We start from the raw sequence: 23,155 nt of genomic DNA, 5'->3' as shown, positions 1-23,155 counted from the left end.
CGCGGTGCGATTGAGAAAGCGATGATGCGAGAAACAATTCCGTCTGATCTGAAGGATATAAGCTTTCCTGTCCCGATCCATTATCTCGATCTCTCATCCAGCCAATCCCAGGCTATTTCGCCGCCGATTTCGGATGGGCTCGTGGTCTTCATGTCGGACGGCCTTCCCGTCGGGCAGACTTATGTCGAGCGTCCCGAGACGGTGACGGCACTCGCCGAGCGGATCGTGCAGGCGGACACGCTCGAGCATGCGCGTGATATCGCGCAAACCCCTCTTCGCAATCGCGACGTCAGCATTCTGATCTGCACCAAGGACCGGCCGGATCAGCTACGCCGATGCCTGGCGTCCATCCCCGAACAATCGCTCCGCCCCACCGAGATCATCGTGGTCGACAATGCCTCAACGGGCGATGCGACGCGTCGCGTGGTGGAGGAAGCAGGCGCCACCTATGTCCGGGAAGACAGGGTCGGGCTGGATTACGCCCGCAATGCAGCGCTTCGCGCGGCGAGAACCGAATTCGTCGCCTTTACCGACGATGACGTGGTTCTCCACAAGCGGTGGCTGGAGAACCTGATGAAGGCGTTCGATCGGCCTGACATCGCCTGCGTGACCGGCTTGGTCCTTCCCGGGGAACTCGCAACGCCGGCGCAGTTCATCTTCGAAAAGCATTGGGGTTTCGGCCGGGGTTATCTCCGCCAGGATTTCAATCGGGATTTCTATATCAGCCATGCGCGTTACGGCGCTCCGGTCTGGACGATCGGGGCCGGCGCAAGCCAGGCTTTCCGTCGCAAGGTCTTCGACGAAATCGGCCTGTTCGATGTCCGCCTGGACATGGGCGCGGCCGGATGTTCAGGCGATTCCGAATACTGGAACCGGCTGCTCCATCACGGCCATGTCTGCCGCTACGAGCCGACAGCGGTATCCTGGCATTTTCATCGCAAGGATATGAAGGGGCTCGCCAAGCAGATCTATCAATATATGAGCGGCCATATCGCGGCACTGCTGGTCCAGTATCAGAACACGGGAAATAACGGCAATCTCAGGCGCATCCTCGTTTCCTTTCCGAAATACTATGCGCGAAGGGTCCGCAGGCGATTTCGCAAAGGGGCGACGTCTAACGACTTTTTCCTGAAGCAGGAAATGCTCGGAAGCGTCAACGGCGCTCTCTATGTCCTGCGCCGATGGAAGATGCGCGCATGGTGACCGCTGCGATGCCTGACATCTCATTTCTTATCCCTGCCTACAATGCAGGCGATACGCTTGCCGAATGTCTTGCCAGCCTGCAGAAGCAGACGCGATCGAACTGGCAGGCCGTCGTGGTCGATGACGGTTCGACCGACCGCACCTGGGACGTTCTCGACGATATTGCAAAAGCCGATAGCCGCATTCTCCCCGCCCGTCAGGCAAATGCCGGCGCGGCTGCGGCGCGAAACCACGCTGCGCGCCTTGCGGCCGCTCCCCTGCTCTGCATGCTGGATGCCGACGACTGGCTGGATCCGACCTTCATCGAAAACATGCAGCCTGTGGCAGAGGATTCGTCTCCTGATGTCATCGCCTATTGCGCGTACCGCCGCGTTGCTCCGGATGGCAGGCTGATGCGGGTGGAGCAGCCTCCCATCCTGACGGGCGATGCCGCCAAACGCGAGTTCTCCTCCTTTTGCGCCCTCGCCATCCATACGGTCGTCTTTCCCAAAAGCCTTTTCGAGCGGCTGAAAGGCATGGATGAGACCTTGCAGACCTGCGAGGATTGGGATGTCTGGCTGCGCATGGCCTTTTCAGGCGCTGAATTTCGCCGTGTCGACAAGTGCCTCGCTTTCTACCGCATGAAGTCGGACTCTCTCTCCGGCAACCCGACCAAAATGATACGTGATGCCGTTCGTGTGACATCGAAGGCGCAAGCACTGCGGATGCAGCAAGGCTTGTCGGCCGAGGGGCCGGAGACGGGTTGGATCACGCCTGCCATCAGCCAGTTGCGCATGCTGGCCTGGGTCGTCTCGGCCAAGCTCGATTCGGCGTTGGATGTTGCAGCCCTTGCAGCGCTTCTGCCAGAGATGCCGGATGCCGCGGGCTATGAAAACCTTCTTGCCGGTGTCATCCTGCATGGCTTGCAGACCGGGCTCTCCATCGATCAGGCCGGCGATCTCATCGATGTGCTCGATAAATGGCTGCCGACATTCCTTTCGCTCATCAAGCTGATTGAGAGCCATTCCTCGCCTGGCACCGGGCGCAAGATCATTGATGCCGTTTCCTGGCATATATCCGCCGCAAATCCTTTGCGGTCCTTCACGCTTGGCAATGTCCAGGTGGTCAGCGTCGAACTCGGCAGGCTTTCCAGGATCCCCAAGGCCGTTGAGGCCGATACGCTCATCATGCACGCCTTCTCCGGCGAAAAGCATGTCGGCTCCTTTGTCGGGCCACTCTGGGGCGATCTTTCGATCCGGGCGCAGCTCCGGCTGATCATGCATGAGATGCATGTGGAAGAGCATCTGCAAACGCCGCCCGCACTCGCCTATATCAGTTCCTGGACGACGGAGGCGCTGAAGGGATACCGAGCCTTCGGTGGCCTCATCTTGAAGAACGGCCGGCGGCGAGGACGTCTGAAAAGACTGCTGGCGCGCATCGGCCGCAACGCCGTCCTTGCCACGGCGCCAAGCGACAAGCACGACAACGACATCAGGCTCTCCGGCATTCTGCGAAAGATCGAACATGAGCTGAGCCCGCAGATTCCCGAACCCTCCGATCCGCGGCCGAAGGAAAGAAAGGAAATTCCGGCCATTCAGTCCGAGGAAGCGTACTGGGACCATATCTTCGAACACCCGGATCCATGGAATTACGTCTCGGTCTACGAGCAGGTCAAATATGAGCAGACGTTGAGCCTGATCCCGGAAGGGATCGAGAAGGCTTTGGAGCTTGCCTGCGCCGAGGGGATTTTCACCAGGAAGCTGGCGCCAAAAGTCACTCGGCTGACCGCCACCGACATTTCCCAGCGGGCGATCGACAGGGCGATCGAGCGGTGCCGCGACGATCGCAACATCGAGCTTCGCGTTCTCGACTTCGTCAGGCAGGATCTTCCGCCCGAACAGGATCTGATCGTCTGCTCCGAAGTCCTTTATTACATGAAGGATGAGGAAATGCTGGCCGCCGCCTGCCGCAAGATGGCGGCAGCATTGAAGCCGAACGGCTGTCTGGTGACCGCCCATGCGCATATCCGCCGGGACGAACCCGACCGGACGGGTTTCGATTGGGGCAATCCTTTCGGTGTCGGGACGATCAAGCGGATTTTTGCCGAACAAGCCGGGCTCGCCCTGGAAGAGACGATCGAAACCGAGCTCTACGCCATCCACCGGTTCAGGAAAGGCCCCACGGCCGATCCCGTGCTGCGGATCGAGAGCCATGGGACGCCATTGGAGACGGATGTCGCAAAGCACGTCATCTGGGGCCCGGCTGGCGTCGAGCGCGAACTGGCATGGACGACGGAGGTCACGAGCTCAGTTCCTATTCTGATGTATCACGGCATTACGGAGGACGGACCGGCAGCACTGCGGCGCTTCCGCACCTCGCCGGAGATCTTCCGCAAGCAGATGCAGTTCCTGAGGCGCCAGGGTTATTACACCCTGACGGCGCAGACCCTGGCGAATCTTCTGCGCAGCGGCAAGCCGATCCAGGGCCGCCCCGTCATGCTGACCTTCGACGACGCTTATCTGGATTTCCGGACGAACGCCTTCCCGATCCTTGCCGAGAACGATTTCAGCGCCGAAGTGTTCGTGGTGACCGATAAAGTCGGCGGCCGGTCGGATTGGGATTGCGCCTATGGAGAACCGGCACCGCTGATGTCGTGGGCGGATATTCAGGACCTGCACAAAAAGGGCATCAGCTTCGGCTCCCATCTCGCATCCCACGCGGCAGCCAGCGCGATGGACAATCAAGCCCTGCTGGCCGAGGCCATGTCGTCGCGCAATACGCTGCGGAACCGGCTGGGCGCCCCTGTGGAATCCATCGCCCTCCCCTATGGCGCGACGGACTTCAGGGTGCCAGGCATTCTGGCGCTTGCCGGCTACGGCGTCGGCTTTACGACGCGGCCTGAGAAAGCCACGCTTTCCGACAATCTCTTCGCCCTGCCGCGCCTCGAAGTGCGCGGCGATCGTCCGCTTGAAGCCTTCCCTGAACTCATGGGCCTGCCGGGAGCCTTTATCGGATGACAGCTGCAGCACGCCCCTTGGTCACCGTCGTCATACCGGCTTACAATGCCGAGAAGACGCTTGTCGAAACATTGAGAAGCGTTTCCGACCAGTCCTACGATAAGCTTGAAATCCTGGTGGTCGACGACGGATCGCGGGATCGAACCTTCGATCTTGCGCGCGATTATGGCCTGAGCGACGCCCGTGTCCGTGTTCTCAGCCAGCACAATGGCGGCGTTGCGCGGGCGCGCAACCACGGCGTCAGGGAGGCGCGCGGCCTCTACATAGCCCCCGTCGATGCCGATGATGTGTGGCACCCCAGCAAGATCGAGCGCCAGCTTGAGGCCGTGCTGAAATTCCCCGGCGGAAACGGAGTTGCCTATAACTGGTACGCGTCGATCGACGAAAACGGCATCATTTTCGGCCATTCCCGCCCGGTCATGCATCAAGGCAACATCTTCGAACCGCTGCTGAGGGAAAACTTCATCGGCAACGGCAGCACGCCCTTGATGCCGCGGGCGGAGATTCTTCGCTGCGGCGGTTACGACGCCGGCCTGCGTGACAGCGGCGCCGAGGGCTGTGAGGATCTGAAGCTTTATCTGGCGCTCGCCGAGACCCTGCCCTTCGCTTTGATCCCTGATTTCCTCACCGGCTATCGGTTTACCAGGGGAAACATGTCCAGCAATGCCCATCGGATGCTGAAATCCTACGCCCTGGTGATGGCGCCGATCGCCGACCGCTACCCGCATCTGGCGCGCGATATCGAGGCATCGCAGTTCAACACGGCGTGTTGGTATTTCAAGAAGGCATTTCACGACGACGATTATGCCCAGCTCAAAAAGCTGGCGCCGATGATGGCGAGAAAATACCCCTCGCGGCTGATCGTCCACGGCCTGCGCCAGAGCTGGCGCCAGGTGAAACGCCAGGGCATCCGGATCGCAAAGCGCGTCCTGGGCAAGCCTCCGGCCCAGCCCAGGATCCGCTTCACCGCGGCCGTTCCGCAAGCCGGAACGGCTTTCAGCGATCGTTTCGCAAGCCTGCCGGCCAGGGAAACGACCGGCCCCGATCTCTTCACGGGTGGCCTGAAATGAACAGGTTTCGAAAACCCGCTTCCGCCAAGCCGGCCGTCGCCTACAATCTGATCGTGGCGGCGCGGTTCCGCGAGCTTCGGCGACTCGTGCCGGCGCTGCGGTTCAAGATGTCTGTCATGATCGTCCTCGGTATCCTCACCGGCCTCTCCGAAATGGTCGGCATCACCTTCCTGGTCAGCCTGGTCTTTCTTCTCGGGCAGCAAGGCCCGGTTTCCGGCTCCGCCGTTCCGTGGCTTCCAGCGTTTTTCGGCAGCATCGACCTCAGCCTTTCGAAGCCTGTCCTGATCGGCATTCTCATCGGCTCCATCCTCTTCCGGATTTTTCTGGGATGCGCCAATTCCCTCATTGCGAGCACCGTCAACCATCGAATTAGCGACCGCATGCGGGATCGCCTCTACGCCAAGATCCTGACCATCCCCTTCCAGCGCTTTCAGGACTATGAGCGCAGCGACCTGATCAATGTCATCGCCACCGAATCCTACGCGGTGTCCTCGGCGCATGCCAGCCTGGTGCGTTTGGGCATCAACCTCGGCACGATCGTCATCTTCGGCATCGGCATGCTGGTGATGGCCTGGCCGATCGCCCTGCTCGGGCTCGCCTTCGGTTTCATCCACAATTTCGCTTTGGGGTTCTTTGCCGGCGCCTACCGGCGCCTCGGCGTCTCGGCACTGGCAGCCGTGGAAGCGTTGACGCAACTGAGCTGGACAACCCTGCAGACTTTGAAGGCCGTCAAAAGCTTCGGCCTCGAAACGCGCCACCAGCAACTTTTCGAGACGCTTTCCAGGGAAGTCGGCCAGACCTGGCGCAGGTCGGACCGGATGGGGGCGACAACCTCGCTTCTGAGCGAAACGCTGACCTTCGCCGTCATCCTGACGATCATCCTGTCCTCGGAATTCCTGCCGGTCGATTTCAAGGCTGCGCTCTCGGCCACGATCCTTCTCTACAGGCTTCAGCCGCATATCAAGGAATTCGACTCCCAGATCCTGCGCCTTTACGAAATGGAAGCGTCTCTGCAGAACGTCCTGGCGCTGCTGTCCGAAAGCGACGACATCAAACAGGCATCCCAAGGGGAGCCGATTACGCGCCTCGCGGAAGCGATCGTCTTCCACAATGTCTCGTTCGCCTACGAGCGCACGAACGCACCGGCGGTTCGCGGCCTCAGCTTCTCGATCCGGGCGGGCGAGACGACGGCTCTGACGGGACCGAGCGGCTCCGGCAAGACGACAATTCTCAACATGATCCTCGATCTCAACCGGCCGACCCAAGGCACGATTACGGTCGACGGCCGGGATCTCGCAACCATCGACCACTCCAGCTGGCTGCAACTGCTCTCCGTGTCGGGCCAGGACGTGGAGCTGATGGAAGGAACAGTTCTCGACAATATTCGATTTCGTCGCGACATCCCGGATGAGGATATCCGCTGGGCCGCCGATGTCGCCTGCGCCACGGAGTTCATCGAAGATCTGCCCTATGGCTTCGATGAATGGCTGGGCGACGAGGCAATCCGGCTTTCGGGCGGACAAAGGCAGCGGATAGGCCTGGCGCGCGCGCTGGCGAGCCGGCCGCAAATCCTGGTTCTGGACGAAGCGACGAGCGCGCTCGACGAAGAGACCGAGATGCGGGTGTTTTCAGCCATCAAGCAGGATGCCGGCAGAACGCTGATCGTCGTCAGCCATCGGCCCGGTGTTGCCAGATTGATGAAAAACCAGATCGATCTTCGCCCGCCCGCGGCCATATCCAAGCTCAGGTGACGACAATGAAGATATCAGCCGTATCCGATATTTCCGTGGCCGTCATAATCCCGGCCTATAATGCCGGCCGCTATCTCGCGCAGACGCTCCAGTGCGTCATCGATCAGACCCACAAGGCGCTGGAGATCGTCGTCGTCGAGGACGGTTCGACGGATGACACCGCCTCGATCTGTCGCCGTTTCGCCGCGGGCGATGCAAGGATCCGGGTTCTCTCGACGGAAAACCGCGGCGTCGCCGCGGCCCGCAATACGGGAATCGGGGCAACCACGTCAGGCTATATCGCCTTCCTGGACGCCGACGATCTATGGCATCCGACCTATGTCGAAAGAATGCTCTCGGCTCTCCATCCCCTGCCCCGCGCCTGGGGCGCGGTCTATGCGCTTCACCGCTTCATCGACCCCGAAGGCAATTGCCTGAGATCCGGCTCGTCCCTTAGCGCGCGGGACTCCATTCTCGCCCGTCATCTCGTCTTCCGCTTCGTTGGCAACGGCAGCGGCTTCATGATCCGTCGTGCCGTCGTCGACAGGATCGGCGGCTATGATCCGAGCTATGCCCGCCATGGGATCGGAGGATGCGAGGATTTCGATTTCGAACTCCGTACCGCCGAGCATTTCAAGATCGAGACGGTGCCGCTCGGCCTGGTGGGATATCGTGTTCATTCGGAAGCCATGTCCTCGGACAAATCGCGCATGGCCCGGTCGCTTGTCGCAGTGAGTGAGCAATGTATTGGCCGCAACCCGGAACTTCCGGCTTTCGTCGTCAGCTGCGCCCGCGCGTCAGCGCACCTTTATGCATTTTCGAGATTTGCGGCGTTGAAGGATTGGCACAGCGCCGCGAGTTCGCTGACGTATATTTATCAGCACAGCCCAATGCTTGCTCTCGGCGTCGTCGCCAATCTGATCTACTCGAAGGCCCGCAGAGGCGCACGCAGAGCCTTCTCGAAAGCCTTGCCGGCCGGGGAGCCAAAGGAAAACAATCTCCAGAAATTCGCGGAAATCGACCCGTTGCTCCCACTGGTCGGCGGCTGGTCGCACTTCAGAAGCAGGTCGTTGCTCCGGCGCCTGTCGGAGATCGATCGGTCCGGCGAATGCGCTGTTGCCACCTCACGACGGGGGCTTGACGCCCGTCGGCCGAAACGCCCGTCGTCGGCGTCGATGTAACGGCGGTTTTCGCTCGGTCGCTCAGGGAGTTCCAGAGCGACCGGCCATGTCGAACATCTGATCAAGGCTACTCGCTCTGCCGCAGATTGCGGATCCGATCAAACAGCACCGCAAGCACGATCGCCCCGCCAATGAACGTTCCCTGCCAGAAGGCGTTGATGCCGAGCAGGCCGAGGCTGTTTCGGATCACTTCGATGAGTGCCGCTCCAACCAGGGCGCCGAAGGCGGTGCCGACGCCGCCGGCAAGATTGGCGCCACCGATAACGGCTGCCGCGATGACCTGGAGTTCCATGCCGGCGCCGATATTGGTGGTGACGGCGCCGAGCCAGCCGGTTTGGACGATGCCGGCAATGCCCGCGGACAAGGCCGAGACCATATAGACGGCGACCTTGATGCGACGCACGGGAACGCCGGTCAGCGTTGCGGCGTGCTCGTTACCGCCGATCGCAAAGACATAGCGGCCGAACCGCGTCCAGCGCAGCACGAAACCTGTCAGAAGCGCCAGGACGACCATGTAGAGAACCGGGTTGGCGATCCCGAAAAACCAGGCGCCGCCGCCGAGCGCCAGAAGCTTGTCATGGTCGGGGCCGAACTGGAAGACGACGGTATTGTTCGAGGCGACCATCGCCAGGCTGCGCGCTATCGACAGCATGCCGAGCGTCACCACGAAAGGCGGAAAGTCGAGATAGGCGATCAACACACCGTTGAAGGCCCCGACCAGAAGCGCCGTGCCGACCGCGGCGGCTATGCCGATTTCGATGCTGTAGCCGGCGTTCATGGTAATTGCGAGCACCATGCTGCAGAGGCAGAGCACCGAGCCGACCGACAAATCGATGCCGCCCGTGATGATGACAAGCGTCATGCCGAGCGCGATGATCGCGACGAAGGTGACGTTGCGGGTGATGTTGTAGAGGTTCTTCGCCGTTGCAAAGGAGTCGGTGGCAAAGGACAGGAAGATGCAGGCAAGGACGACGGCGATCAGAACCCAGAAGGTCTGGCCGCTGATCACTTCCGAAAGCCAGTTCCGCTGCCTCTGCTCAATTGTCTGGTCCAGGGTAATTGCCATCTTCGACCTTCGCTTTTCCCGAGTGGGGCATTTCTCCCGAGCGGGGCTTTGCCCCGCAGGGTTAGACAGCACCGATCAAACCTGTTCGATGGCGCCGGTGATAAGACCCGTAACTTCCTCCGGCGAACTCGCCGCGATCGATTTGTCGGCAACCTTTCGGCCCCGCCGCATGACGATCACGCGGTCGGCGACGGTGAAAACGTCGGGCATGCGGTGGCTGATCAGGACGACCGCAATGCCCCGGTCGCGCAGCTCGCGGATCAGGTTGAGGACCTCCGCCACCTGGCGGACCGAAATGGCCGCGGTCGGCTCGTCCATCAGCACGATCTTCGCCTCCGACAGCATGGTGCGCCCGATCGCCACCGCCTGCCGCTGGCCACCCGACATCTGCTTGACGAGGTCGCGCGGGCGCGTTTCCGATTTCAGTTCCTTGAAGATTTCGCCGGCGCGCCTGTACATCGTCTTGTAGTCAAGAACCTTCAGAGGGCCGATGCCGCGGCGCAGCTCGCGCCCGAGGAAGACGTTGGCCGCCGCCGTCAGATTGTTGCAGAGCGCCAGGTCCTGATGGACGATCTCGATGCCGTGCTGACGCGCCTCGACCGGGCGGTGCATCACGATCTCCTTGCCTTCGAGGCGCATCGTGCCTTCGCTCGGCCGGAAGTTTCCGGCGATCATCTTGACCAGCGTGCTCTTTCCAGCGCCGTTATCGCCCATCAGGCCGACGACCTGCCCGGCTTCCAGCGAAAACGACACGTCGTTCACCGCCTGGATGGCGCCGAAATGCTTCGAAATATTGGTGAGTTCGAGAACCGCTGCCAGCCGACCATCCTCCCCGGAACCTGCAGGCATGCCGTCGCCAGCCAGACGCCTGCGATCTCGCTCCGCCGATCTCCTCCCGGAAAAGCAATTACGTTCATTTATGCAAAAGCGTGAAGAACCGTCAATCAATTGTCCGCGCGATCGGGCCGTCAATGCAAAAATCCTACTTATTCGTGCAAATACAGATTGACGCCGCAAACGCCGGGATATTAGCTGTTACTGGGAGAACGAGCATGCTGATCCTTGTCACCGGGGCTATGGGCAAGGTCGGGCGGCGCTTTATCGCTGGGCTGCTTGACACGCCGGCATTTTCCAAAGCACGCATTCGCGCGCTTTGTCATAATCGTATGCTCGATGAGACCGACCGCATCGATGTGGTCAGGGGGTCGATCGCCGACGCCAATGTCGTGGCCGCGGCGATGGAAGGCGTGACCCACGTCCTGCATCTCGCCACCTGCAAGGAAACGCCCACCGATATCATGGATGTCACGGTCAAGGGCCTTTTCTGGCTGCTCGAAGCGTTCCGGGAGAGCCCCACGGCTCGGCAGTTCATCCTCATTGGAGGCGACGCCGGCATCGGGCATTTCTTTTATCGCCATGACGGGCCGGTGACCGAGAAGACGCCGCACAGCGCCTATCCAGGGTGCTATGCGCTCTCCAAGGTTCTCGAAGAGGTGATGCTCGAGCAATTCACAATCCAATACGGCATCAACACCTGCTGCCTGCGCGCGCCCTGGATCATGGACAAGGACGATTTCAAATTCACACTGTCCTTCGGCGACGATGTCTTCGGCGGGCCTGACTGGAAAACGCTCGTCCCGCCTGATGATGCCGAGCGGTTTGCCCGCGAAGGCACCGTGCCGCTGCTGCGCGATGCCGACGGGCGCCCGTTGAAGCGCAATTTCGTCCATGTCGACGATCTCGTCTCGGCAATACTGGCCGCGATCGACAACCCGCGCGCAAAGGGGCAGCTCTTCAACATCTCGATGGATCGCCCCGTGGATTATGGGGAAGTCGCCGCCTATCTCGCCCGCACGCGCGGGCTCGGCTCCGTCGACATAGAAAGCCAGTTCCACTCGAACTGGATGGACAACAGCAAGGCCAGATACCTGCTGGACTGGCGTCCCGCCTACGATCTGGGAAAGCTCATTGATTCAGCCTGGGAATACCGGCGTTCAGGGGAGGAGCCTCGTATCGTCTGGTATCCCGGTTGATTACTGGGCGGGCGATGGCGCCCGTCTTCTCAAAGGGAGGAAGCTATGAGGAAGGCATTATTGCTTACAGCAGCTGTACTGGCGCTGACGGCCGGACAAGCCTTGGCCGCCAAAAAGCAGCTCGTCATCGTCGTCAAAGGCCTCGACAACCCGTTCTTCGAGGCGATTAACCAGGGTTGCCAGAAGTGGAACAAGGAAAACGCATCCGCCGAATATGAATGCTTCTACACCGGCCCGGCATCGACCTCCGATGAAGCCGGCGAAGCGCAGATCGTCCAGGATATGCTGGGCAAGGCGGATACGGCGGCCATCGCCATCTCGCCGTCGAACGCCAAGCTGATCGCCCAGACGCTGAAGACGGCCAAGCCGAGCGTTCCTGTCATGACGCTCGATGCCGACCTTGCAGCCGACGACGCCGCCCTGCGCAAGACCTATCTCGGCACGGACAACTACCTGATGGGCGCACGGATCGGCGAATACATCAAGAAGGCCAAGCCGAAGGGCGGCACGATCTGCACCATCGAAGGCAATCCGGGCGCCGACAACATCCTGCGGCGTGCGCAGGGCATGCGCGACACGCTGAGCGGCAAGAAGGGGCTTGCCGCATTGAAGGGCGAAGGCGGCTGGACTGAGGTCGCCGGTTGCCCCGTCTTCACCAATGACGACGGGGCCAAGGGCGTTCAGGCGATGACCGATATCCTCGCCGCCAATCCCAAACTCGATGCCTTCGGCATCATGGGCGGCTGGCCGCTATTCGGTGCTCCCCAACCCTATCGCGATCTGTTCAAACCGATGGCAGATAAGATCGGCAAGAACGAATTCGTCGTCGGCGCCGCCGACACGATCGGCGACGAAGTGGCGATCGCCAAGGAAGGCCTCGTAACCGCGCTTGTCGGCCAGCGGCCATTCGAAATGGGATATAAGGCTCCATCCGTCATGATGGACCTGATCGCAGGAAAGCCGGTCGAAGATCCCGTCTTTACCGGACTTGACGAGTGCACCAAAGATACGGTCGACACCTGCATTCAGAAATAGCGCGCGATCGGAGCGCTCACGCAAGCGGGCGCTCCGAACCATCACGCAAATCACGCCTTCGAAGAGAGCGCATGACCGCCGTGACCGGCTTCGATTGCAGTCGCGGGAGCTGGCAATTTCCGAGCTATGTGGCGATGGCAAAGGGCTGCACGATCGCGCCCGAGAAGAGCAATTCCCTAGACCCTGATTTTAGAGAGCGCGCTGGACGAAAATTCGAGCGTGGAGCTGCGGCCCATGATTATCATCATGAATATCCAAGGATTCTTATGGAAGATTGACTATGACGACGACATAAAAATAGGAAATACACAGGTTACTCACAATAAAAATCAATTAACCCAATAATGACATGTGACAATATGAAATTTAACTGTAATCATACATGGGCACTGTGCAGACATTCCTACTGGAGGACCCGTCAACCACCCCGGCGGGTCCTCCAAATTGCGCTTGAAGACAGATCCCGGCAATTGCGGTCCCCTATCGCCGCTTCGACGTAGGAATTTCGTTCGGATCGAAGCGATCAAAAAAGCCATCGCCAGTAGAAGGTAAAGATGGAAACACCGCCTTCTGTCTTCAATATTTCGAAAACGCAATCAACTTATCAGAGAGCCAAACATCAAAACTGGCGTTGTGACTGAAGTCACTGTCCCCATGTCGATATTATTTGTGGGTACACATTCGTGAATATACATAGAATTGAGGACTGAAATACATCCATAGATCAACAATCTGCTAAATTATCACCATCTTATAATTGAGATTTAAATACAACCTCTATACGAAATCTTTAATTTTGCCTTTTGATAAAATTTGCTGAGGTTGCCCGGTTTTTTAAGCCTAATTAATCCTCGATTCCACCGGCCCGAAGGAGCCGCTCTATTTTTCTCGGAAGGCCGAAAAAGCTCCTCTTCATGTCAGACTTTCCGAATGACCGGCGGCCGATCAGCATCACTGACGATGGCATAGCACCGCACGCTCAACCAACCTGAAGAGGCACCGCGCGGAAGGATTACTAATGCAGGTTGGCAAGGCGCCGGAAATATGACTGTCTGTAATAAATATTGAAATCAAACGCTTACATCAACTGACACCACCAATCCATGCGATAATGCCCGGTGCACCGACGAAATCTCGGCATGCGGCGCCAACAGATTTCAACGAAAGGCCCGATGCAGCCCGCCCTCTTTGACAGCTCTCACACTTCAACCCGATGATATTTTTGCGGAATCCTCACCGTCCCGATTCAAGATGCCGAAAGGCGTCGCCGCATGCTCCGACCTGTGTCGAAATGGCCGCACTCGCCCTGCGAATTAACCCTTCATAAAGCATTTGCTTGCTCAACTTATAATTTGTGTCATGGTCACTATAAGTAGCGAGGAGCCGACCGATGAGTGATTTAGCATCGCATGTCCCGGAATTTGGTTACGATGAGCGCGTCATGATCTGCCGCAAGCAGATCGAGAAGGCGGTCTATCAGTTCATTGCGAACACGAAAGTCGACGGATGCGACCCGGCGGAAGTCGCAATGGCGATCGCGGATATTGCCGACGATTACATTTTGCTGCTGGCCCAGAAGCGCAATTTGACCCACTGAGGCCCCTGATCGGCGGCACAGCAGCCGACGCCCACGGCGCGCGGATGGTGATTTCGCAACTACCTCCCAGACAAAGGCAAAGCCGACGAAACCGTCAAAGCTGCTTTGCAAGATGGATGCCGCATAGCAACTGAATGGAGCACCGCTCACCCGACGACCTCATCAATCGGGGCTGCTCCAACCTACCCCACCAGCCAGCAAGAAAAAGCCGTCAAGGAAGAAGCCCACGCCAGGCTTCGCTGCTCGGTCGATCCCTTCCCTTATTCGATGTGATCCGCTTTCAGCACCCTCGGCATGAACCATTTACCGGCAATGGTTCCGGCGGCTCGATCGTAGGCCGGTTCGGCCGGTAATGTCTTGCTTAGGCCCTAACGCACGCATGGCTCCGAAAATCTCAGATCTTCGGAGCCATGTGTGGATTTGAAGTGGTGATGCGTCCTGTCGGACGTCTAGTGGCTTCTCACGCTCATTTGCGGAACTGGGGAGCTCAATTCGGCCATCTCGCTGGTCAAGCCCTCCCCCACTTCCTGCTTCACCGCCTCGAGCGCAAGATCGAGGCAATGCGTCGCGAACTGCAGGTTGACATCCTGAGCGACATGCCGCGCATAGGCGATCATCCGCGCAAGTGCGACGAGTTCGTCCAGACCGTCTTCCGCCCCGTGGTCTGTGTTTATCCTGGCAGCCGATGTCACGCCCATGCCCATTTCTCCAACAAATTGAAGGAATGATACGCGTGTAAATGTGAGCGAGCCCGTGAAAAAAGCGTGACACAACCCTCGGTGACGGTTGTCACATTCAGTTCACAGCGCAGGTCGCGTCCGGAACGAGGTTTCGTGGAGCTTCCAGGGCAGATCGACATCGGCGCGCATGTCGCCTGCTTCCTGTACGGCCTTCAGCAATTCCAGGGCATCGATGCGCTTTTGATCAATGGAATTCGCAAGAAGTGCTGCAAGCAGCGATCGGCGGTCCGGCTCGGCCATGCCGGCGCATCGTTCGACGATCGCCCGCCACGTCCGTTTCTTGAAGAATATCGCGCCTGCGGCCTGTTCGATCTGCTCGCGTTGGCCGTGTGCGAGCAACCCCCTGCCCTCCATCGCATCAAGCGTTGCGCTGACGTTGACGAGCGGCACCGTCAGCGGCTTGCTGCCAAGCGCGCTCGGCGCATGCGTGAGAGCGACGGCAGCGTCGTCGACCAAACGGCCAGTGCGATAGTCTTCAAAAATCCGGCCGATCCCGATCATGCCGAACGGATGGCATTCGGCAGCGCGCAGCGCGCCCATGCTTGCCGCCCCCAGAACCGCGACGCCCAGCGAGAGGGCATGAAGAATTTCCTTGTGCCACACGGGTGCTGCATATTCGAAGCCGCCATCGATCAGGCCGATGACGTTGGCGCCCCCTGCGACCGCAGCCAGCACATCGCCTTGCGTTGCAGGCGGCAGTACGCGTATCCCCTCGCCGACAAGCGACGCCGCATCGGGAAGACTGGGACCTGCGAAAACGATCTTCAAAACCCGATCGCCCTCGCAAGCGCCCTCGTTCCAAATCTCCGGGCTCGTTCGCCCTCCGGATTTTCGAGTTCGGGAATGACGACCTTGACGACGCTGAAGGGAAGCGTGTCTTCACTCAGGCGCACGACGATGACCGAAGCGATCCGCCGGTTTCTGAGGGCATCGAGCACATGCTGCAATAGGAGCGAGAGATCCCCTGCCACCCCCTCACCGCAAAGGGCGGCCGCGGGAGGCGCGGCAACCGCATCGAAGGCCCGTCGCATCAGCGGCGGCAGGGATCTCGAAAAGGTTGCCGGAGATATATCGTCCCTGGCGCCGCTGATATAGGTCAGCCGGGATTGCACGGCCTCCGTCACCGCCCGGAGGGCAGCGCGGACGGCAGATGGATGGGCTCCCGTGCCGCCCGTCACCTCGACCAAGCGGATATCTCTGCCGCCGTCAGAATCCCGCTGGCTCGGAATGAGGTCCCCAGGCCCCAACATGGCGGTGAAACACGGGATCCCGATATCGCTGGTGATATCGAAGAGCCGTAGCGCCAGACCCGACGCCTCGATCTTGTCGATCAGCCCGGTGAGCGCGGCGTCCTCAAAACCGCGTGGATCGACACAACAGGCATAGCGATCTTTCTCCACGCCCACCTGCCACAGCACATGGGCGTCGCGCTCGATGCGTTCCAGCACGCCGTGAAGGATCGCCTCCTCGACATTGTTTCCCGATGCCAGACCATCCGACGACATCCAGTATCGGGCGTCGCGTGTGCGGTCGAGCACCACCGCCTCGAAGGGAATATGGATCGTGTCGCCGGTGAGAATATTGATGCCGGCAACCCATTCCGTCTCCTCGTCCGGCCCGAGATCCGCTTTGTGAACAGCCGTCAGGCAGTTCAATGTGTCGGTCTCATAACCCACCGCCTGCAGGCTGGATGCGGAACCATGGATGAGCGTGACGGAAGGTTCGCCGGCAACCGCCCGTTCGAGGGCTTCCATGACAGTCGATACCCTGGCGTCGAGATCGGTCAGGCCCTTTCCCTGGGCGATCACGATCGACCGCGAATTCGGGGCATATGCGCACCAGACGGGGATTCCGATATCGTCAAGTCCGGTGTGGCGCGCAACCCGGGTTATGCCGAACCCGGCCAAAAAAGGCTCGACGCGGGAAAGGGTTTCCCGCGGCGACATGATCCTGTCGGAATATATGTTGGGCGACCGGTCCGTCAGAACGGCGGCTCAGCCGTCGACGTGACCGGAAAGGGCAACCTGCGCCGACGAAACGGCGACGGCGAGATCGACGTCCTTCACGAACGTGCCGCCGACTTTGCGCAGGTCGTTCGCGGTCGCCAGATCGCCCGTTGGATTGAGCGGCTTGACCGTGCCCGTACCGAGATCGGCAAGCCAAAGACCTGTTTCGCCGGGTATTCCTATAATGACTGCCTTTGCCATGTAATGCCCCTAAATGATTGTTAAAAACCAGCCCTTAACAGGCCCTCCCGATAAAGCTCTTTTTGCCAGTGCTCCTTGAAGGGAACGATGGCGAGCCACTTCTCGACGTCGAACACCGGGTTGATGCTCTCGGCGCGTTGCCGATGGAATAGCGCCCGCTTTCGATCGCCGATCATTGCGCAACTGGCCGCCGCAATGCGATGGGCCGGCGCTTTGTCTTTCATCGCCTCGACATAGGCGATGGCCTGCTCGTACTGTTCCAGGAAGAAGCTCGCTCCCGCGGCACACCAGAGATAGGCGTCAGGCGCGATTGGATTGAGCGCGATCGCCTTTGTGATCTTGGCGAGCGCATCGCCGGGGCGCGACGCATGCACCAGCGTATCGGCATGGCTGTAGATGACATCGGCAAAATGCGGGCTGAGCTCCTCGGCCAGATGCAGCGCCGCGACGCTGGCATCGACATCGCCGAGATAGAGTTTGGTGACGCCGAGTTCGCGATGTCCCGCCGCCGATGACGGGTCCCGCTCGATGGCGCGAAGCGCATTCTGCTCGGCCAGATGCAGCAGCTCATTATCGCCTTGCGCCGTTACCAGCCATTCGCTGGTGAAGGTCCTTGCGAGCCCCGTAAAAGAAGGAGAGAAATCCGCCTTGTGCGACAGCGACTGCTTGAACGCCTTCCTCGCCCGGCGGATATGCGGCAAGGTCAATTTGCTCATCAGGCTCGAGCCGACGAGATAGGCGTGATAGGCCTGCGGATTGGCTTCAAAGCGTAGCCGCTCTTCCTCGTTTTCAGCGAGTTCACTTGCCACCGCCAGGGTCAGTTGCTGCGCGATCAGCCGCCGCTGGCGCGGCAATATATCGGGCGTCATCACGAAGCGATTGGCCCAGATGATCTCGTCGCTGGGGAAATAGACCAGCTGGGCAAATAGTCCCTCTTCGGAGAGCCTCGTATCCAGAAGATAGGAAATCGAGTGCCGGGCGACGACGGCCGCCTTTTCGGAATCGCGACGGATCTGTCCTGCCGTATGCGGCGCGACGATGGAAATGTTTCGAAGCGCGCAGAGTTCGATCGTCACGTCTTCGATCAGGGCGTTCGCCAGCGCAAGCCCCGCATCGGCATGTTTCGATGTCGGGGGAAGCAGCACCAGACGAGGCAGGATCACCGGCATCGCCGATACGCGGCCGATATCGGAAGGCGCCTGACCGTCGACCTCGGAAGGCTTCACCTCCACCCTTGTGCGGCCATCGCCGTTCGGCAGCTTCTCGCTGAACGACGATCCACCCGATAGTTGGTGCAACAAAGCCCTGACCTGCTCGTCGTTCGGATCCCGTTCGAGGATCTGCAGGGCTGTGGTGGAAATAATGCGTGCATCCCCGGGACTTTGCACAGCGGGCAACGCGTCCAGCAGTGCCTGGCGCAATTGCAGCGCCTGGGCGTCCCGCTGCGCCCTCATCCACGCGTCTATCGGCTTGGTTGCCGGTTTGATATTTCCGATGAACCCGCGCTGGGTCAGTTCGGCAATCGCGTTCAGCCGCTCCAGCGGCGGACCGTCGGCGCTAAAGATATCGAGATCGCTGGAAACCGCCTGCTTGTTGAGCCGAACGGAGGTGGCCGTGAAATCGAAGGGAATGTCGGCGCGGGCGCCATCCATCTCGCGGATGCGGGACAACAGTTTGCGCAGATTGAGCCGCGCCTGCTCGGGCTCGACGTCACTCCACAGGAACTGCGCCAGTTCATAACGGCTGAGTTCGTGGCTCGCACCAATATAGAGATGGGCCATCATCAACAGGCCCTTGATCGGATAGCGAACCGGGTCGCCATTCGTTTCGATCAACCGCAGATCGCCGAATGTCTGCAGATGAAGCACAATCCGTCCTCAACCGTTCGCGACCGTATCCTGCAATTCAGCGTCGAGGTCGGGCAATCCCGTCACAGCCAGGCTTTTGGCCAAGGCCACCAGTTTTTGCCTGATATTCGGATCCTCGATGGCAATGAAAGCCTTGTTGAGCGCAAGCCCCTCTTTCGAGGACAAAAACTTGTTCAACTCGCTTGTCTCGCCTTCGATCGGTCCGCCCCCCCCATTTTCGAAGAAGAAGCCGACGGGCACGCGGAGAATCTCGGATATGCGCTGAAGCCGGCTGGCGCCGATGCGGTTCGTTCCCTTCTCATATTTCTGGATCTGCTGGAAGGTGATCCCGAGAAGCTCGGCCAAACCGTGCTGGGTCATCCCGAGCGTCTTGCGTCGAACTCTCACACGGTTGCCAACATAGACGTCAATCGAATTAGGCGATTTAGCCTTCATATGAGTCAGTCTCCCACTTTATCAGCACGCCCAGCTGTATAATGGAGAGTTTAAGCAAGAATGCAACTAAAAGTAAATATTTCTTAACGATTTTTTTCGCCATTGCGCCCGGCAAAAACAACCTGTGGATTATTATAGGCGTGCGGCTCGATAAGGATACCGGCTGCAGCATAGCCGCGGGCGGGAGATGCCGCCCGAAACCAGCGGACGCTCAGAAGCCCTTTATGCGGGCTTCTGAGCGACGGCGATCATCGATTTGGCGAAAGCCGGAATCCTTCCGACATACTCAAAGTGGATATTGTCGAAACCAGTATCCAGCAGCAGCGTGCTCAACGTGCTTTTCGACCAGAACTTGATATGTCCATGATCCCTCAACGGCATGAAGTGATCGTCCATCTTTCCCACGGCGGCCAAAGCGAGGTTCTTCAGATAACCATGATAAGGCGTCGACATCACCGCGATGCCGCCCGGCTTGACGAGATCGTACATCGTCGAAGTGAACGTCTTCGGATCATAGACATGCTCGACGACCTCAAGGCTGATGACGGCATCGAACGTGCCATATTCCTTGGAAAGATCGTCATAGGCCGAACCGACGTTCAGCGGCAGTTCGGGATAATTGATTTTTGCCTTGTTGATGCCATCACTCGAAGGATCGACCCCGACGACGGAATATCCCTTTTCTGCAAGGGCGGCCGCCGCTCCGCCGGTACCACATCCCAAATCAAAGACGTCATTTTGGGCAGAACCATCCAGATGGTTCCCCAGCACGTCGAATACGGTAGGCAGGATGTAGGAGTGTGCGGTTGTCGGTTTGGCGTGAACGTAGGTGGTTGCGTCTAGCTCGACAGACATGTTCTCTCCTTTCCGGTTGCAGGCCAAACCCTATCGAAGAATACGTCGAAAATTTGATGAAAATCGCCAAAATCCATTCAGCGCAAAGGATATCCGAAGCGTGACCTATGGTTTTACGGCTGGCGCATAATCGTTTTACGCGAAAAATAAGTTCTTCCGGAAATTGAAATCAACAAACCCGGATAACAAGTCTACGGGACTTCAGAAACAACATAAAAGCATCGAACGAAATCATAACAATCACAAAAAAACATCTACATCTCGACCTGAACAGATCGAACTCGCATCGGCCGACTGATGAACCGAATGGCAAGATCGCCCGCCATTCCTCGCAGCAATTGTCGGCCGCTGTATTGGAGATTCTCGATTGAAATGGTGCTAAAGCGCCTCCGCCGAAATCTATAGACAGCCCTACCTGATAACGAGGCGGAAGGTGCCCGATGCCGACATAAAGCCAAGGATATTTAACGGATGAATGTATACTGCTGAATTTAGACAGCCCGATCGAAATCCTTCTCGCGTACCGGAGAAGACAAGCTTGCCCGATTCATCGCCCGCATCTGCGAAACAGCCGGTGAAAAGGCCGCGGATCCCCGTGGCCTTCTGGCTGTTGCTGACGATGTCCCTCTCGCTGGTCATGGGCACGGTACTTCTTTCCAACGACATGAAACACTTGAAGGCGGTCGGCCATTACTTCGGCTTCGATCTCTTTCCGGAAGAGGTGAAACCGCCTCCACCCAAGGCCCTTCCCCGCCCGATGCCTCCGGCCACCTTCAAGCTGCCCCTGCACGCCGTCGAAGCGCCCGTGGTGCAGGCAGCGTCGTCTTTTCTGCGCACATGGCGGATATCCGGGCCTGCAATGTGTGCGGCGCTGCGCGATGCCGGCATTCAAACCGGCGATTGGGCAGCGACAAGCTTCAACGCCGACACATACGAATGTTTTTTCGAGCATAGCGGCAAGCGGGAGAAGGATCAGCTTCCGAACTCCGTCTTCGTCATCGTTCGCGGCGACGCCGCCGGTACGATCAACAATATGCGCGTGAAAATCATCAATCCGCAGACCGACCAAAATGGCCAGCTCGATCCCGGCATCCTGCGAATTTTCGAAATCATGCTGCAGCAACCGCAATGGCTCGATTTCCACGAGGCGCTGAGTGCGATCAAGAACCTGAGGGACGTTAAGGAAGACGGCTTTGGGGCGAGCATCAGCTTCACCCATGAAGGGCTCAATGCCGGGCATTACAATTTTACCCTCTCGCTGGATGCGACCTCGGGACCCCAGAAAAGAACGAGAAGTTATTTTTCCGACAGGCGATGGCTCCGCGCGCCGGATCCCATGCTCGAGATCGAGCGTGAGCCGCCGGAATCAAAACCCGAGTCTCCCGGCGCCGAAGCGCCGGCAGCAAGTCAGGAACAGCAACCTTAAAGAGCCTTGCATGCTCCCGGACATTCCCCGCATCGGGCCGAATGCCCCGACCGATCAGGCCATGTGACTCGCACCGTTCTGGTGCTCGGACAGAACCTTGTAGAGTTCCGTCAAACTGTCGGGGGTCAGCCGTTCGGCGCTGTCACCGCCGGCCAGCCGCCAGACACGCTCGACGTTGAGGTCCTGCGTGACCTGGGCGAGCTCGTTGTTCAGCGAGCGAATGACACTCTCCGACTGCCGCAACCGCCGCCACGCCCTGACGAGCGCGATGAGCAGGAGGAGAATGACGCTCACGACGGCGAAAACGATGGCTCCGAACAGCCGGTCATCGAGAAGGGATAGGTCGTTTCGAACAGTCGCCATAAAAAAAACGGCATTATGAAATGCCATATAAAAATAGCTCATCAGATAGCCAAACCAATCTTGCATCACGAGCTTCCTCCGCAGCGATCTATATCTTGGAATATGCTGAAAAGTCTAGACGATACTCACAGCACCGCGCTCACGGAAAGTATGTTTGAAGCTGCGTTACTCTATTGATTTGAAATCGAATCTACCGTGGATCGCCGCCGGCGAGCCCGGTCGTTCACTTCGGTCGTAGGCCTGAAACCAACAGTGAGAGAAAGAATGAATAGAAGACGTTTCCTCGCCTCCGTTCCGCTTGCGCTGTTATATGCCCGCGCGGGCGCAGCCCTGGCGCAAACGCCGCCTGCCGCCGACCTGCGCGCCCTTGCCGACAGGAAATCGTTCCGATTCGGCTCGGCGATCGACCCACGGGACATCGCCGATCCGGCCGCGGCCCAGATCTACATCGACAACGTCAATTCGATAACGCCGCGAAACGAGTTGAAGTGGAATGCAACGGAAAAGCGTCCCGGCGTTTTCTCCTTCGCCGATGCGGATCGCATGGTTGCATTCGCACGAAAAAACAACATGCGGGTTTATGGACATACGCTGATCTGGTATCGAGTCCCGGATTGGGTGTCCGGAATCACCGATGCGCAGACCATTCAGGCAGCGATGAACCGTCATATAAAACAGGTTGTCACTCGCTATAAGAGGTCGATCGATGCCTGGGACGTGGTGAACGAGCCGTTGGAATATGATGCGCCGGATCTGCGGGATTGTGTTTTCCGACGCCTTCTTGGCGACGACTATATTCGTATGAGTTTCGATATGGCGCACGAGGCCAATCCCGAGGCGACGCTGGTCCTCAACGAAACGCATCTGGAGAAAAAATCCGACGTGTTCGAAAAGAAGCGCGCGCGAATCCTGAAGATTGTCGAGGATCTCGTCGCCAAGAAAACGCCGATCGGCGCCGTCGGACTGCAGTCGCACTTCCGCCCGGGTTTCGACCAGATCGATCCGGAAGGAATGGGACGTTTCTGCGCAGCATTGAAAGACATGGGTGTCGGCGTTTTCATCACGGAACTCGATGCGTCCTGCCACTTCCTCAAACGCGAGAAGAGCTTTACGCCGGCGTCCTATGCCGAGATCTTCGGCGAGGTCATCACCGTCGCCGCCGAACGTGGTGACTTGAAAGGCGCGACCGTATGGGGCATGTCGGAAAAATACAGCGCGCGTGACGAGAAGGACACCGATCCCAATGCCGCATGCACGAAACGCGTTAATCTTTATGATGAAAACAACGATCCGAGAAGTTCGGTCGATGGAATCAAGCGGGCGATAGAGGCGATGTGATCGCGCAACACA

At 59.0% G+C, this 23,155-nt stretch carries 21 protein-coding genes; 11 read left to right on the top strand and 10 right to left on the bottom strand.

The annotated features are described in order from the left end of the window. Positions 1-21 precede the first annotated feature (21 nt). The 5 genes from EFB14_RS25480 to EFB14_RS25460 are packed head-to-tail and all read left to right on the top strand — an operon-like array spanning position 22 to position 8,180. The gene (locus EFB14_RS25480; RefSeq protein WP_126829372.1) at positions 22-1,203 is read left to right on the top strand and encodes a glycosyltransferase family 2 protein; all 1,182 of its coding nucleotides are present in this window, start codon (positions 22-24) and stop codon (positions 1,201-1,203) included. Further along, positions 1,197-4,199 (top strand): trifunctional glycosyltransferase/class I SAM-dependent methyltransferase/polysaccharide deacetylase, encoded by a 3,003-nt coding sequence (locus EFB14_RS25475; RefSeq protein ID WP_126829371.1) that lies wholly within the window; start codon positions 1,197-1,199, stop codon positions 4,197-4,199. The genes EFB14_RS25480 and EFB14_RS25475 overlap by 7 nt, the downstream gene beginning before the upstream one ends. After that, positions 4,196-5,269: a glycosyltransferase family 2 protein gene (locus EFB14_RS25470; RefSeq protein WP_126829370.1), complete on the top strand. Its 1,074-nt coding sequence runs from the start codon at positions 4,196-4,198 to the stop codon at positions 5,267-5,269. Before EFB14_RS25475 ends, EFB14_RS25470 begins: the two co-directional genes overlap by 4 nt. Continuing rightward, positions 5,266-7,020 (top strand): ABC transporter ATP-binding protein, encoded by a 1,755-nt coding sequence (locus EFB14_RS25465; protein ID WP_126829369.1) that lies wholly within the window; start codon positions 5,266-5,268, stop codon positions 7,018-7,020. The genes EFB14_RS25470 and EFB14_RS25465 overlap by 4 nt, the downstream gene beginning before the upstream one ends. Before the next feature lie 5 nt (positions 7,021-7,025). Further along, positions 7,026-8,180, top strand: a complete 1,155-nt coding sequence (locus EFB14_RS25460) for a glycosyltransferase family 2 protein (protein WP_183604907.1) — start codon at positions 7,026-7,028, stop codon at positions 8,178-8,180. A gap of 67 nt (positions 8,181-8,247) precedes the next feature. Here EFB14_RS25460 and EFB14_RS25455 read toward each other — a convergent pair whose 3' ends face one another. Next, positions 8,248-9,246: an ABC transporter permease gene (locus EFB14_RS25455; protein ID WP_125845328.1), complete on the bottom strand. Its 999-nt coding sequence runs from the start codon at positions 9,244-9,246 to the stop codon at positions 8,248-8,250. Between the two features lie 75 nt (positions 9,247-9,321). Continuing rightward, complete coding sequence (locus EFB14_RS25450; protein ID WP_245438307.1) at positions 9,322-10,095, bottom strand: ATP-binding cassette domain-containing protein; 774 nt, start codon at positions 10,093-10,095, stop codon at positions 9,322-9,324. A gap of 203 nt (positions 10,096-10,298) precedes the next feature. On the opposite strand from EFB14_RS25450, the gene EFB14_RS25445 reads away from it, so the two are divergent. From EFB14_RS25445 to EFB14_RS25430, 4 genes are all read left to right on the top strand, one after another. Further along, positions 10,299-11,279 (top strand): NAD-dependent epimerase/dehydratase family protein, encoded by a 981-nt coding sequence (locus EFB14_RS25445; protein ID WP_126829366.1) that lies wholly within the window; start codon positions 10,299-10,301, stop codon positions 11,277-11,279. A 45-nt stretch (positions 11,280-11,324) separates the two neighbouring features. After that, on the top strand, positions 11,325-12,314 hold the full coding sequence (locus EFB14_RS25440) for a substrate-binding domain-containing protein (RefSeq protein WP_126829365.1): 990 nt from the start codon (positions 11,325-11,327) through the stop codon (positions 12,312-12,314). A 71-nt stretch (positions 12,315-12,385) separates the two neighbouring features. Beyond that, positions 12,386-12,592: a hypothetical protein gene (locus tag EFB14_RS25435; protein WP_126829364.1), complete on the top strand. Its 207-nt coding sequence runs from the start codon at positions 12,386-12,388 to the stop codon at positions 12,590-12,592. Positions 12,593-13,704: 1,112 nt separating this feature from the next. Next, a complete protein-coding gene (locus tag EFB14_RS25430) occupies positions 13,705-13,911 on the top strand; it encodes a hypothetical protein (protein WP_125845324.1) in 207 nt (68 codons plus the stop codon). Between the two features lie 449 nt (positions 13,912-14,360). On the opposite strand, the gene EFB14_RS25425 is transcribed toward EFB14_RS25430, so the two are convergent. The 7 genes from EFB14_RS25425 to EFB14_RS25395 all read right to left on the bottom strand — a co-directional run bounded on the left by EFB14_RS25425 (position 14,361) and on the right by EFB14_RS25395 (position 20,016). Beyond that, positions 14,361-14,609 (bottom strand): hypothetical protein, encoded by a 249-nt coding sequence (locus tag EFB14_RS25425; RefSeq protein ID WP_126829363.1) that lies wholly within the window; start codon positions 14,607-14,609, stop codon positions 14,361-14,363. Positions 14,610-14,711: 102 nt separating this feature from the next. After that, on the bottom strand, positions 14,712-15,419 hold the full coding sequence (locus tag EFB14_RS25420; RefSeq protein ID WP_126829362.1) for a TfuA-like protein: 708 nt from the start codon (positions 15,417-15,419) through the stop codon (positions 14,712-14,714). Continuing rightward, on the bottom strand, positions 15,416-16,597 hold the full coding sequence (locus tag EFB14_RS25415) for a YcaO-like family protein (RefSeq protein ID WP_126829361.1): 1,182 nt from the start codon (positions 16,595-16,597) through the stop codon (positions 15,416-15,418). Before EFB14_RS25415 ends, EFB14_RS25420 begins: the two co-directional genes overlap by 4 nt. 48 nt (positions 16,598-16,645) lie before the next feature. Then, the gene (locus EFB14_RS25410) at positions 16,646-16,858 is read right to left on the bottom strand and encodes a hypothetical protein (protein ID WP_126829360.1); all 213 of its coding nucleotides are present in this window, start codon (positions 16,856-16,858) and stop codon (positions 16,646-16,648) included. Between the two features lie 20 nt (positions 16,859-16,878). Then, on the bottom strand, positions 16,879-18,726 hold the full coding sequence (locus tag EFB14_RS25405; protein ID WP_126829359.1) for a peptide antibiotic resistance protein: 1,848 nt from the start codon (positions 18,724-18,726) through the stop codon (positions 16,879-16,881). 9 nt (positions 18,727-18,735) lie between these two features. After that, positions 18,736-19,161: a helix-turn-helix domain-containing protein gene (locus EFB14_RS25400; protein ID WP_125845318.1), complete on the bottom strand. Its 426-nt coding sequence runs from the start codon at positions 19,159-19,161 to the stop codon at positions 18,736-18,738. 222 nt (positions 19,162-19,383) lie between these two features. After that, the gene (locus EFB14_RS25395) at positions 19,384-20,016 is read right to left on the bottom strand and encodes a class I SAM-dependent methyltransferase (RefSeq protein WP_125845317.1); all 633 of its coding nucleotides are present in this window, start codon (positions 20,014-20,016) and stop codon (positions 19,384-19,386) included. A gap of 538 nt (positions 20,017-20,554) precedes the next feature. Between EFB14_RS25395 and EFB14_RS25390 the strand changes: the two genes are divergently transcribed. After that, complete coding sequence (locus tag EFB14_RS25390) at positions 20,555-21,442, top strand: DUF6030 family protein (RefSeq protein ID WP_126829358.1); 888 nt, start codon at positions 20,555-20,557, stop codon at positions 21,440-21,442. 54 nt (positions 21,443-21,496) lie between these two features. Here the strand turns inward: EFB14_RS25390 and EFB14_RS25385 are convergent, their stop codons facing one another. Continuing rightward, positions 21,497-21,871: a hypothetical protein gene (locus tag EFB14_RS25385; RefSeq protein ID WP_126829357.1), complete on the bottom strand. Its 375-nt coding sequence runs from the start codon at positions 21,869-21,871 to the stop codon at positions 21,497-21,499. A 198-nt stretch (positions 21,872-22,069) separates the two neighbouring features. On the opposite strand from EFB14_RS25385, the gene EFB14_RS25380 reads away from it, so the two are divergent. Beyond that, entirely contained in the window at positions 22,070-23,143 is a 1,074-nt protein-coding gene (locus EFB14_RS25380; protein WP_126829356.1) for an endo-1,4-beta-xylanase, read from the top strand. Positions 23,144-23,155 lie beyond the last annotated feature (12 nt).

Origin of the sequence: Rhizobium fabae, from assembly GCF_003985135.1 — a bacterium.
In the GTDB taxonomy this organism is placed as follows: domain Bacteria; phylum Pseudomonadota; class Alphaproteobacteria; order Rhizobiales; family Rhizobiaceae; genus Rhizobium; species Rhizobium pisi.
This window is presented reverse-complemented; position numbering and strand designations above follow the sequence as displayed.

Coding starts and splice junctions, on each gene's coding strand:
- EFB14_RS25480 (WP_126829372.1), top strand. CDS start 22: ATGATGCGAGAAACAATTCCGTCTGATCTGAAGGATATAAGCTTTCCT.
- EFB14_RS25475 (WP_126829371.1), top strand. CDS start 1,197: ATGGTGACCGCTGCGATGCCTGACATCTCATTTCTTATCCCTGCCTAC.
- EFB14_RS25470 (WP_126829370.1), top strand. CDS start 4,196: ATGACAGCTGCAGCACGCCCCTTGGTCACCGTCGTCATACCGGCTTAC.
- EFB14_RS25465 (WP_126829369.1), top strand. CDS start 5,266: ATGAACAGGTTTCGAAAACCCGCTTCCGCCAAGCCGGCCGTCGCCTAC.
- EFB14_RS25460 (WP_183604907.1), top strand. CDS start 7,026: ATGAAGATATCAGCCGTATCCGATATTTCCGTGGCCGTCATAATCCCG.
- EFB14_RS25455 (WP_125845328.1), bottom strand. CDS start 9,246: ATGGCAATTACCCTGGACCAGACAATTGAGCAGAGGCAGCGGAACTGG.
- EFB14_RS25450 (WP_245438307.1), bottom strand. CDS start 10,095: ATGCCTGCAGGTTCCGGGGAGGATGGTCGGCTGGCAGCGGTTCTCGAA.
- EFB14_RS25445 (WP_126829366.1), top strand. CDS start 10,299: ATGCTGATCCTTGTCACCGGGGCTATGGGCAAGGTCGGGCGGCGCTTT.
- EFB14_RS25440 (WP_126829365.1), top strand. CDS start 11,325: ATGAGGAAGGCATTATTGCTTACAGCAGCTGTACTGGCGCTGACGGCC.
- EFB14_RS25435 (WP_126829364.1), top strand. CDS start 12,386: ATGACCGCCGTGACCGGCTTCGATTGCAGTCGCGGGAGCTGGCAATTT.
- EFB14_RS25430 (WP_125845324.1), top strand. CDS start 13,705: ATGAGTGATTTAGCATCGCATGTCCCGGAATTTGGTTACGATGAGCGC.
- EFB14_RS25425 (WP_126829363.1), bottom strand. CDS start 14,609: ATGGGCGTGACATCGGCTGCCAGGATAAACACAGACCACGGGGCGGAA.
- EFB14_RS25415 (WP_126829361.1), bottom strand. CDS start 16,597: ATGTCGCCGCGGGAAACCCTTTCCCGCGTCGAGCCTTTTTTGGCCGGG.
- EFB14_RS25410 (WP_126829360.1), bottom strand. CDS start 16,858: ATGGCAAAGGCAGTCATTATAGGAATACCCGGCGAAACAGGTCTTTGG.
- EFB14_RS25400 (WP_125845318.1), bottom strand. CDS start 19,161: ATGAAGGCTAAATCGCCTAATTCGATTGACGTCTATGTTGGCAACCGT.
- EFB14_RS25395 (WP_125845317.1), bottom strand. CDS start 20,016: ATGTCTGTCGAGCTAGACGCAACCACCTACGTTCACGCCAAACCGACA.
- EFB14_RS25385 (WP_126829357.1), bottom strand. CDS start 21,871: ATGCAAGATTGGTTTGGCTATCTGATGAGCTATTTTTATATGGCATTT.
- EFB14_RS25380 (WP_126829356.1), top strand. CDS start 22,070: ATGAATAGAAGACGTTTCCTCGCCTCCGTTCCGCTTGCGCTGTTATAT.